Genomic DNA, 10443 nt, shown 5'->3' with positions numbered 1-10443 from the left:
CAGACTGGTGAACCGACCTTCGAGCGGGTCTTCGGGCAACCGCGCTTCGCGTGGCTCGGCCAGAACCCCGAAGCGGCCGAGGTCTTCCAAGCGGCCATGATCGCCTATGGACGCGGGTTGAACGAAGCCGTCGCCGCGGCCTACGACTTCTCGCCGTTCTCCGTAGTGGCGGACATCGGCGGCGGCCATGGCCGGCTCCTCTCGAATATTCTCGCCGCAACCCACACCTCGGCGGCATCCTGTTCGATCTTCCGAGCGGCGTCGCCGAGGCACAGAAAGGGGTCGGTGGCCCGCTCCCGCGAACGTCATTCGTCACGGGGGATTTCTTCGAGAGCGTGCCGGAGGGAGCCGACGTCTACATCCTAAAAAAGGTCATCCACGATTGGAACGACGAGAGATCGGTCGCGATCCTCGAGGCGGTTCGGCGTGTGTTGCCGGCACATGGGCGGCTTCTCGTCGCCGAAACCCTGGTGCCGCTCGGGGACGATTACGCCACGATCAAACTCATCGACCTCACGATGCTCACTGTCACGGGTGGCCTAGAGCGGAGCAAAGACGGGTATGCGGCGCTCTTCGAGAAGGCCGGCCTGTCGCTTTTGAGGATCATCCCTACGGGGGCGCCGATCCATATCCTCGAAGCGTCGCACGCAGGCGCCGGATGCTGAGCTTCGGCCCGGATGCCCCTTGAAAGGTCAGGCGGGCTCTGTCCCGCCTGCGGAGCACGATCACTCCCACCCGACAGGGCCCAGGAGGCCCCGTCCGGAGTTGATGCGGATGTTCGCCAGACCGTTCCGGACCGGTTGTGCATCGCTCTTCGCGCGGCCATGACCCCGCCGCCTCCGGCCGCATGGCCCGTTCAACCCGCGATCGACCCTGACCACGACAATAACGATGACAGAGCTTATGATCGGTAGTCGCGATCCAATATGACCGGCACTGAGCAGGAGGAAACCATGAGGACTCCGTACGCGCTCGCATTGTCACTGCTCGCTGGCGTCGCTCTCGGCGGATTGGCCGTCCAAGGCCTGCACGCACAGGCCAAACTGAAGGCCTACAGCATTGGCGAGATCGTGCCGATTGCGGGCTCGACGGTATCGCCGGCTTATCTCGCGGCCGCCAGGAAGGCGCTGGCCGACGCCCATGGGCGCTCCATGGGCACCTTGAAAGGCAGAGTTCTTCACGCTGAGGGCGAGGCCCCTCCGGTCAGCGTGGCAATGACGGAGTGGGACAGCGCCGAGGAAGCCCAGGCATTCTTCCAATCCAAGGCGTGGAAAGACCTCGCGCCCGAGGGTGAGAAAACGGCGAAAACCATCCGCCGCTACATTGTCGAGACCGAGCCGTAGGGCTGCGCCAGACCTAGCTCACTCCGCGCCGGCGCGCCTTGTCAAAGCCTCGGTGCGGAGGTTTGGCCATTTGAACTTTCCGAGCCCAGCAATTGGGACACGGCAGCAGTGATCTGGGCCGATGTGAACGGCTTCCCGATCAGGATGCTCCCCGGCACGCCTTGGGACGCCCACTCGTCAGCGCTCGCGCCCGTCCTCGCATCAGCCTTGGCCACTTTTTTGTCCCGGTGGAGCCCAATCCCGTGGCCGGGGCCTGAGATGGCGTTGGGCCCGGTTCTGGCCGAAGCGGGGCCACTGCCTGCGGTCCGATGGTCGGAAGAGCTGGCGGCGCTTGCACGGCCGAACCAGGCTGAAGGCCGGGCTGCACCATGACGTTGCGCAGACTTCCAGGCGACACCTCCGGCGCCGAGCTGTTCACGACGGCCAGCTTCGCTTTCGGTTGAGCGACGGTTGCCGAGCCAGAATCCAGGGCTTTGAACCCGGCCACCAATCCTACGCCCGCTAACGGGGGCCCAAGTACAAAGCGCAGCGCCATCGCTCATCTCGTAAATTGCATGCAATCAAATTGCGTGCAATTGATTAGATGTCAATTTGATTTTGCTTCACTCCCGTTCTATGTACGATGGCATGCCTGACTCATTCGAACGCCTCAAGCTCGACAATCAGCTCTGCTTCTCGGTCTACTCCACCGCCCAGGCCTTCACGGCCGCCTACAAGCCGTTTCTCGACCGAGTGGGCCTGACCTACACCCAGTACCTCGTGCTGATGGTGCTCTGGGAGACCAATGGCCTAACCGTCTCGGCCATTGGCGAGCGGCTTGGCCTCGACTCTGGCACGCTGACGCCGCTCCTCAAGCGCCTTGAGACGTCAGGGTTCGTCATCCGGCGGCGCAATCCAGCCGACGAGCGGCAGGTGCTGGTGACGCTCACCGACCGCGGCTGGAGCATTCAGGCTGAGGCCCTGACGGCTCGCGGAGATGTCGTCTGTGCGCTCGGCAAATCCGAAGCTGAAGTCCAGAAGCTCAAAACGTTGGTGGACGAGCTGCAAACGGCGTTGTCACGGCGAAGCAGGGAAGTATCCTGACCACCGGTAGGCCGATTATTGCTGCAGCGGGGCGGTATCTTCCGGGAACGGCGGGCGAATGCGATCGCTCTCCGAATGCGGCGGGACGGGTAGCTGTGCCGCTGGTGTGGGTGGGAGCTCGAAAGCACCAGGCGGGCCGATGCGAACTACTGTCGGGAGGCCTGCATGAAGGCGGCAGCTCGGGGGATCCCATGCCGAACCACTCTGTGCTGGGGCTCGATGGCTGCACTCGATCGAGCTCGCCGGCTTCGCTGGACTAATGGTGGGGGGCACGACCACTCTGCCGACCCAGGGAGGATGTTTCGGCGGCCATGGCGAAGCAATTCAGGGCGACTGCTTACGTCGAAAGATGGCCGGAACGCTCCCATCTCGCTTACGGAGCGCCGGTTTTGATGTCAGAAACGCCTTAGGTGAGCGGCAGCAGCTCCACTTGTTCACTGATCACGGCCGACCTCGATTGCGAGATCCGCTATCCCCCATCCGCAGCAAGCGGGGCGAAGCCCTCCAGCCGCCGTGGCTGGAGCTTCTGTCTGCTCTGGGTAGCCTGACTGCGCCTGCGCTGGTCTGAGCTCCCCGCGGCCATTTACCAACACGCGTCAGCAGTCCCTCCGATCAGAGCGCTTTTGGGCCCCTGTAGCGGGCGAACACCTTAGGGCTCTCGCCGCCGAATAGGATCACGTCATAGGCGTCCGCCGCTGCGCCCGCGACCTCCATCCCAGGCGAGCCGACTGGCATCCCCGCAACAGCTAAGCCCTTTCCGGCCGGACGCTCGGCGAGGAGACGCTTGACCGCCTCCGGCGGGACATGGCCTTCGAGCACGTAGCTCTCGACCTGCCCGGTGTGGCAGGACGCCAGATCGTCGGGCACGCCGAGGCGCTGCTTCAGCATCTGCAAGTCACGCGACTCCGTGACGGCCACCGGAAACCCAGCACGGCGCATATGTGAAACCCAGCCCCCGCAGCACGAGCAGGCGGGGTCCTTGATGACCGAAACCCTGGGCAAGGCTTCAGCCCGCGTCGGTGCGGCGGCGAGCGCCAACGGGGCGGCCAACATCAGTAACGTGGCGCGGCGGTCGGGATGCTTCGTCGTGTTCATTTCACTTCCTTACGTTGGGTGGCGAGCGCCCCAGCGTTTACAGCTAGCGTCGACGACTCTAACAGGAGCGTTTATGCGGCGTCAGGACGGGAACACGGCTGGCGCGATCGCGATTTGCCAGGCTGTCGCCCAGAAGAGGTCCTGACACGCGAAAGAAGCAGGAGATCAAAGGGGCGACCGTCTGGCCTCAAAGCGACCGGTCTCGCGCGACGCTTACGCGGCGCTTACCGAGGACGAATGGCGGCCACCCCGCCGCCGCTGCGCCGGGCAGCGACTAAGCCGCCCGGCCTGCAGCATCAACGCCGAACCAGCCGGTTGTAAGCCGGCACGAACAGCAGCGTCGCCACCCACGCCCCGGCGATGCTGCCCAGTACGCCCTCGACGAAGGTGCGGATCACGTGGTCCGGCTCACTGGCGAACAGGCGGACCCAGCCGTGCGCCAACCCTGCGGTCGGCCACACCAGGGCGGCCAACTCGCAGAGCACGAACAGGCCCACCAGGGTAATGGTCAGGGCGGCTCCTGTCGCCACCAAGTTGACCCTCCCTAGTGGGGCGGAATGCGCGCCCTCCAGGCGCGTGTTCAACGTAGTCATGTCACCCTCCTTGAAGGCTTCTGACGCCTCCCCTTGGGGGCCTACCCGGCCAAGAAGTTCTTGACCTGCCTATCGTGGGAAAGCGCAAGCCAATCGCCGAGTCTCGGCAGGCTTTTCGAGAGACCTTGGCGACGCTCCCATGAAACCAGCCCTCCGCCGTCGCGACGCCCCTGCCGTGGCTCGGAGAGGGCATGGCGGACATGAGCGTCTCCTACTTGGTTGTCGCCGACCAGGCCCGCAGCGCCTGGAGGCCGTCCTGGTGCGAAGCCGCTAGCTGCTGGGCCCGGCGTCGGGTCTCCGGGTCGTCCGAGAAGGCGGCGGCCGCATTGGCCGCGTCGGCCAGCGCCTCCTCCAGGGCGACGGCCAGGCGGGCGAACTCGGCGTCGTTTCGGGCCGGGCTCGCCTGCAGGGCGGCCACCGCGCGTTGGGCGATGGCCCGGTAGGTGATGCCCGAGAGGCTCTGGTCGGAGGCGGCGGCCCGCGCTCCGCCCGGACCCATGCCACCCATTCCGGAGCCCATTCCCATGCCAGCCGGCGTCCCCGTGCCGGCTGCCGCCGAGCCACCGGCCATGCCCTTCATCATGGACTGCATCATGTCGGACATCATCGGGCAGCCCATCGCAGTCGATGCGCCCGCGCCGCCCTCCGCCCGAACGGACGGTGCCGGCGATACGGGCGGCGACGCGGCGCCGTCAGTTGAAGGCGCGGCGGCCGCTTCGCCGGCCGGATGGTGGGCGGAATGATCCTGGGCGTCGCCCGTCTGGGCGTAGGCGGGCGCGGAGAGCGCGCCGATGGTGAGAAGAATCGCTGCAATGCGCATAGTTCAAGTCCTCGTCAACGGGAAAGGGCCGCCGCGCAGCGCGGACGGATTAGGCTCAACCGTGAGGGGATCTTGGGGGACGCTCGCCGGGGGAAGACTGGACGCCCCGCAGCGACCGTGGGTTGGTCAGCGGACGCGAGAGGCTGGCCATCAGGACGGCCGTCCCCGATGCTGTCGCGCCGACGAGCGCGCAGCAGCATGGGCCAGCCACGCAGCATGGACAGGGCGCCATGGCGGCGGCAGGCGCCAAGGCCGGATCCGCAAGGATTCAGCATGGTGCAGCCGTATCGAGGGATCGGCGGGAATTGAACCATGCGCGGCCGCAGGACCGGCGGACGCCAGCACAAGGAAGAGCAGACCCCGCGCCGCAACGAAGCGGGCCAGTAGACCGGTGGGAAGCAGCCGGGCGCTCATGTTGACATTCGATGCCCAGAACACCCGGACTGCATTGCGATGCGTCAAACGCGCCCGGGGCTTAAGTCGCGATGCGGGGCAAGGGTCGAGCGTTGTTCTCCTGTGCTCAGGAGCCGGGATCACAGGTGAACGTGGCTGAAAACCAGCCGGATTCACAACCGCACGGCCCTGAGCCTTATGGCGTTGCCGATCACGCTCACCGAGGAGAGCGCCATCGCGGCAGCTGCGATGATCGGCGACAGCAGCACCCCGAAGGCCGGGTAGAGCGCGCCCGCCGCGACCGGAACGCCAAGAGCGTTGTAGACGAAGGCGAAGAACAGGTTTTGGCGGATGTTGCTCATAACCGCCTCGGAGAGCCGCCTCGCCCGCACGATGCTGGTCAGGTCGCCCTTGAGCAGCGTCACGCCGGCGCTCTCGATTGCCACGTCCGTACCGGTGCCCATTGCGATGCCGACCTCGGCGGCGGCTAGCGCCGGGGCGTCATTGACGCCGTCGCCGGCCATGGCGACGACCCGGCCCTCGCGCTTCAGCCTCTCGACGACGGCGCTTTTCTGCTCAGGCAGGACCTCGGCCTCGACGTCCGGGATGCCGAGCCGACGCGCCACGGCCTCCGCCGTCGTGCGGTTGTCGCCGGTGAGCATGACGACGCGCACGCCCTCCGCGCGCAGGGCCTTCAGGGCGTCCGGCGTGGTCGCCTTGACGGGGTCGGCGATGGCCAGGATGCCCGCGCCCTTGCCGTCGACGCCGACAAAAATGGCGGTTGCGCCGTCCTTGCGGAGTTCGTCCGCCCGAGCCGCGAGGGCCCCGACATCGACGCCCTTCTCTGCCAGAAAGCGGGCGTTGCCGAGCACAACAGCGTGGCCGCCCACTGTGCCCAACGCGCCCTTGCCGGTCGGGGAGTCGAAGCCGGCGAGCTGGCCGAAGGCGATGCCCCTCGCGTCAACTGCGGCGACGATGGCCACCGCCAGCGGATGCTCGCTCGCCCGCTCCACGGTGGCGGCGAGGCCCAGGATATCTGATTCGGAGAAGCCCTCGGCCGGGATAATGGCCGTAACGGCCGGCTTGCCCTCGGTCAGGGTGCCGGTCTTGTCGACAACGAGCGTGTCGATCTTCTCCATGCGCTCCAACGCCTCGGCGTTCTTGATCAGCACCCCGGCCTGGGCGCCTCGTCCGACGCCGACCATGATCGACATCGGCGTGGCCAGGCCCAGCGCGCAGGGGCAGGCGATGATCAGCACCGACACGGCTGCGACGAGTCCGAAGGCGAAGCGCGGCTCGGGCCCCCAGATCGCCCAGGCGACGAAGGCCAGCACGGCGACGGCGATCACCGCCGGGACGAACCGGCCGGAGACCTGGTCGGCGAGCCGCTGGATCGGCGCGCGGCTGCGCTGGGCCTCGGCCACGAGCTGCACGATCTGCGACAGCATGGTGTCGCGCCCGACCTTGCGGGCCTCGATAACCAGCCCGCCCGACTGGTTCATGGTTCCGCCGATCACAGCGTCGCCCACGGCCTTGGTGACCGGCATGGACTCGCCGGTGACCATCGACTCATCCACGGCGCTGCGGCCCTCCACCACGGCCCCGTCCACCGGGACCTTTTCGCCCGGCCGCACCCTCAGGCGCGCCCCGACCTCGACGGCGTCGAGCTGGACCTCTTCTTCGCTCCCGTCCGGCCGGATCAGGCGCGCCGTCTTGGGCGCGAGGTCGAGCAGGGCCCGGATCGCGCCGCCGGTGCTCTCGCGGGCCCGCAGCTCCAGCACCTGCCCGAGCAGCACCAGCACCGTGATCCCGGCTGCGGCCTCGAAGTACACCGCGACCGAGCCGTCGTGGCCACGGAATGCCGGCGGGAACACGCCGGGCGCCAGCGCGGCGACCATGCTGTAGGCCCACGCCACGCCGACTCCCATGGCGATCAGCGTGAACATGTTCAGGCTGCGGTTGACCAGCGAGGCCCAGGCCCGCACGAAGAAGTGCCAGCCGGCCCACAGCACGACGGGGGTCGCCAGCGCCATCTGCACCCAGTTCGAGACGCTACGCGGGACGTCGTGGTCGAGCCCCGTGAGGTGGCCGCCCATCTCCACCGCCAGCACCGGCAGGCTCAGGACGAGGCCCACCCAGAAGCGACGGGTCATGTCCTTAAGTTCGGCGTTCTCGTGCTGGCCGGGGGCGGCCACCACGGGCTCCAGCGCCATGCCACAGATCGGGCAGGAGCCCGGACCGACCTGGCGGATCTGCGGGTGCATCGGGCAGGTGTAAATCGTCCCTTCCGGCACGGGCGCAGCCGCCTTGGCGCTCGGCGTGACGTATGTCCCGGGGTCGGCCTTGAACTTGGATTGGCAGCCGGCCGAGCAGAAGTAATAGGGCTTGCCGGCGTGCTCGGCGCGGAACTTGGTCGCGTGCGGATCGACGGCCATCCCGCACACCGGGTCCTTGACCATCCCCTCAGGAGCGGGCCCTACGCCGTGGACATTGTGGTCATGCCCATGGCCCGGGGAGTGGTGGTGGGTGTGCGCGGCGTGGTCGTGGCTCATGGCGTCCTCACGCGGAAGCGGCGGTGTCGGCAGGCGTTGTGGGGCTTCTAACCGTGGCAAGGTCAACAGGGACGGAGAGCCCGCCGTAGGCGGCGTCGAAGATCCGCTCGGCCCAGGCGTCACGGATGCGACCGCCGGCGTCGATGGCCGCGCCCACGCCGGCTAGCCACGCATGCTCGGCGGCCCGGAACGGGTTGTCCTCAGGAAGGTCCCCGCTAGGCGGCACCGCCTCGGCCCACCGGCGCACGAGCCTCATCCAGGGATTGTACTCCTCGGCGAAGGCCAAGCGGCTCGTGCGCATCGGATGAAGGTCCTCCATCAGCCTCGCCGAGAACGGCGTGGCCGCGGCCCTGATCCAGGGGCTGACGAAGGTGGCGTAGAAGGCCTCGGCGGCCTCGGACAGGTCGCGCACCCGCTCAAAGGAGGCGCGCGGGTAGCTCTGCGCGACGTCTTCGACCCGCCGCTCCTCAAAGGTGACCCGGGGCGCCGACCCGACTTTGCCGGCGGGCGCGAGCTTCATCTCGTAGAGCCCGGGAGCGAGTAGCTCGACCTGCTCGACGCTGGCCAGGATGGCGCGGTGCTCGCGGTCCGCCACCTTGGCCGAGACGAACATGCCGAGGTGCCCGACATGGGGGTTGGTCAGGTAGACGATCCGCTGGCTGGCCTCCTTCAGCGCCTCCGTCGTGGGATAGACGACGGGGATCCACCCTAGCGCCTGCGCCGGCGGCGTGATGTTGTCGCCATAGGAGGCGAAGATCACCAGAGGGTTGCGGATGCGGCGCAAGTCCACGTTGCAATGCTTGCACAGCCGCACGAGGCCCTGCTCCAGTCGGTTGCCCACGAAGAGGTTCTCGGTGATGGCCAAGATCTCGTCCCGTCCCAGCATGTAGAAGCCGTTCCACCACCGTTCGAATTCCAGGAAGCGCTCGCGCTCGGTCCGCCCCTTCTCGAACAGGCCGGCGTACTTCGCCCAGACGCCCTCCGGCTTGAGCGCCTCGAAGTTCTGGACCAGCCACGCGCCATCGAAGCGGCCGTCGCCCAGGTCGGACAGCAAGTGCGCCGTCCATATGCCACCCGTGAAGCCCGCGCCCGTGCGCATCGGGTTCACGCCCGGCTCGCCGGCCCAGTAGGACAGGGGCGAGCCGTTGAGCACGGCCGTCCCGACGAGGCCCTGGCAGCCGGCCGCCAGGATGGTGATGGCCCAGCCGGCTTGGCAGTTGCCGTAGAGCACTGGCGGCTGGCCGGGGTGTCGGCGTCCAACCTCCTCCACGAAGCGGCGCAGCGTCCGGAGTACGTCGTGCAGGGTCTGGCCGGCGACGGGCTCCGGCGCGAACGCGACGAAGTAGGTCGGGTGCCCGGCCCGCAGCGCCAGCCCGACCTCACTCTCGCGCTTGAAGCCGCCGATCCCGGGGCCGTGGCCGGCGCGGGGATCGAACACGACCACGGGCCGCAGGCCGGGCTGGACGCAGTCTTCGAGGCAGTCCTCGCCCACCCGTGTGATCCTGAGCAGGCTGTAGTTGGTCGGCCGCTCGAAGTGGCGCGCCTCGGCGATCACCTCGAAGTCGAAGTCGAGCAGCGGCGGCTTGCCGGCTCGCTCGTGGGCGACGATGTTCTCGGCCCTCTGCCGCAGCGTATCCAGGAAGAGGACGGCGCGCCGGCCGACGTCCAACGAGTAGGCGAGCAGGTTCTCGACGCCGACGGCAGGCTCGCCGTCGTTCGCCGGCACGAGCGGTTCAGGCGCCGCAGATTTTTCCTCTGCCGAGAGCTTCGCGACTGCCATGGCGTCCTCCTGCTTCTCGGCCGGAGCCTGCACCGGATCCGCTTCGGCGCGCTTTGCGCTGGCGCATTCCGGGGCCGTTTCACTTCCCCTTCTGGATTTTCACGACGGAGATCTGACCGTTCACCCGGTCCGCCTGGAAGCGCACCTTGTCTCCAGCTTTCACGCCCTTGAGCACGGCTGGATCAGGCGTGCGGAACACCATCGTCATCGGATCCATCCCGAGGTTCGGGATCGCCTGGTGATCGATGGTGATCTTGCCCGATGCAGGGTCGACCTTCTCGACCCGGCCCGAGACGGTCGGCAGGTCGGTGGCGGGCGGCGGCGATGACGCCGCCGCCCGGGTCGGGGCGGTCTGGGACGGCGCGGCTAGGGCCGGGGCGGGGGCGGCCTGCGCGGCTGCGGGCAGGTTCGTCGGCTTATTTCGGACTTGCCAGTCCTTGACCTCGGCGATCTCGCGCTGCTGGCCGTCTGCGATTTTCTGGGCGATCTCGCGCAAGCGTGTGTCCCCGCCATATTCCAGCTGCGTGCGGGCGAGGAACACGAGGTCCTCGTGATGGGCCAGCAGAAGGGCTGCGAAGTCATGGTCCGGATCGCCGGCGAGCGGCGTGTCGCGGACCCTGTTCGTCATCACCTCGCGCACGCGTTCGAACGACGCCGCCGCGCCGCGTGCCGCCTGTGCGTTGGCAGGTGCGGGCGCGAGCAGGACCGTAGGCGCCAGGGCGCTGGCCAGCGCGGCCATGATGAGCATGCGTTTCATGAGCTCTTCCTTGTTACGCCGCCCGCC

The 10443-nt window shown here is 67.8% G+C and carries 8 protein-coding genes and 1 pseudogene; 3 read left to right on the top strand and 6 right to left on the bottom strand.

Annotated features, from left to right (window positions below; translation table 11 throughout):
• The 3 genes and pseudogenes from ACYVO7_RS22430 to ACYVO7_RS22420 all read left to right on the top strand — a co-directional run.
• Positions 1-665, top strand: a pseudogene (locus ACYVO7_RS22430) (methyltransferase); the annotation flags it as partial.
• Positions 666-953: 288 nt separating this feature from the next.
• Positions 954-1343 (top strand): DUF1330 domain-containing protein, encoded by a 390-nt coding sequence (locus tag ACYVO7_RS22425; RefSeq protein ID WP_460451997.1) that lies wholly within the window; start codon positions 954-956, stop codon positions 1341-1343.
• A gap of 627 nt (positions 1344-1970) precedes the next feature.
• Positions 1971-2426, top strand: coding sequence for a MarR family winged helix-turn-helix transcriptional regulator (locus tag ACYVO7_RS22420; protein ID WP_460451996.1), 456 nt, complete (start codon positions 1971-1973; stop codon positions 2424-2426).
• 612 nt (positions 2427-3038) lie between these two features.
• Here ACYVO7_RS22420 and ACYVO7_RS22415 read toward each other — a convergent pair.
• The 6 genes from ACYVO7_RS22415 to ACYVO7_RS22390 form a co-directional block, all read right to left on the bottom strand.
• The gene (locus ACYVO7_RS22415; RefSeq protein WP_460451995.1) at positions 3039-3521 is read right to left on the bottom strand and encodes a DUF411 domain-containing protein; all 483 of its coding nucleotides are present in this window, start codon (positions 3519-3521) and stop codon (positions 3039-3041) included.
• Positions 3522-3817: 296 nt separating this feature from the next.
• Positions 3818-4114 (bottom strand): hypothetical protein, encoded by a 297-nt coding sequence (locus ACYVO7_RS22410; RefSeq protein WP_460451994.1) that lies wholly within the window; start codon positions 4112-4114, stop codon positions 3818-3820.
• A 211-nt stretch (positions 4115-4325) separates the two neighbouring features.
• Positions 4326-4934 carry a hypothetical protein gene (locus ACYVO7_RS22405; protein ID WP_460451993.1) on the bottom strand — a complete coding sequence of 203 codons (609 nt, stop codon included), beginning with the start codon at positions 4932-4934 and terminating at the stop codon, positions 4326-4328.
• 566 nt (positions 4935-5500) lie between these two features.
• A complete protein-coding gene (locus ACYVO7_RS22400) occupies positions 5501-7879 on the bottom strand; it encodes a heavy metal translocating P-type ATPase (protein WP_460451992.1) in 2379 nt (792 codons plus the stop codon).
• A 7-nt stretch (positions 7880-7886) separates the two neighbouring features.
• Entirely contained in the window at positions 7887-9659 is a 1773-nt protein-coding gene (locus tag ACYVO7_RS22395) for a DUF3141 domain-containing protein (protein ID WP_460451991.1), read from the bottom strand.
• A gap of 79 nt (positions 9660-9738) precedes the next feature.
• The gene (locus ACYVO7_RS22390) at positions 9739-10407 is read right to left on the bottom strand and encodes a copper-binding protein (protein ID WP_460451990.1); all 669 of its coding nucleotides are present in this window, start codon (positions 10405-10407) and stop codon (positions 9739-9741) included.
• Positions 10408-10443 lie beyond the last annotated feature (36 nt).

The sequence above is a fragment of the Alsobacter sp. SYSU BS001988 genome (assembly GCF_054796215.1).
This window is presented reverse-complemented; position numbering and strand designations above follow the sequence as displayed.

What these genes read in the sequence shown, in the direction of transcription:
- ACYVO7_RS22425 (WP_460451997.1), top strand. Translation starts at nt 954, where the DNA reads ATGAGGACTCCGTACGCGCTCGCATTGTCACTGCTCGCTGGCGTCGCT.
- ACYVO7_RS22420 (WP_460451996.1), top strand. Translation starts at nt 1,971, where the DNA reads ATGCCTGACTCATTCGAACGCCTCAAGCTCGACAATCAGCTCTGCTTC.
- ACYVO7_RS22415 (WP_460451995.1), bottom strand. Translation starts at nt 3,521, where the DNA reads ATGAACACGACGAAGCATCCCGACCGCCGCGCCACGTTACTGATGTTG.
- ACYVO7_RS22410 (WP_460451994.1), bottom strand. Translation starts at nt 4,114, where the DNA reads ATGACTACGTTGAACACGCGCCTGGAGGGCGCGCATTCCGCCCCACTA.
- ACYVO7_RS22405 (WP_460451993.1), bottom strand. Translation starts at nt 4,934, where the DNA reads ATGCGCATTGCAGCGATTCTTCTCACCATCGGCGCGCTCTCCGCGCCC.
- ACYVO7_RS22400 (WP_460451992.1), bottom strand. Translation starts at nt 7,879, where the DNA reads ATGAGCCACGACCACGCCGCGCACACCCACCACCACTCCCCGGGCCAT.
- ACYVO7_RS22395 (WP_460451991.1), bottom strand. Translation starts at nt 9,659, where the DNA reads ATGGCAGTCGCGAAGCTCTCGGCAGAGGAAAAATCTGCGGCGCCTGAA.
- ACYVO7_RS22390 (WP_460451990.1), bottom strand. Translation starts at nt 10,407, where the DNA reads ATGCTCATCATGGCCGCGCTGGCCAGCGCCCTGGCGCCTACGGTCCTG.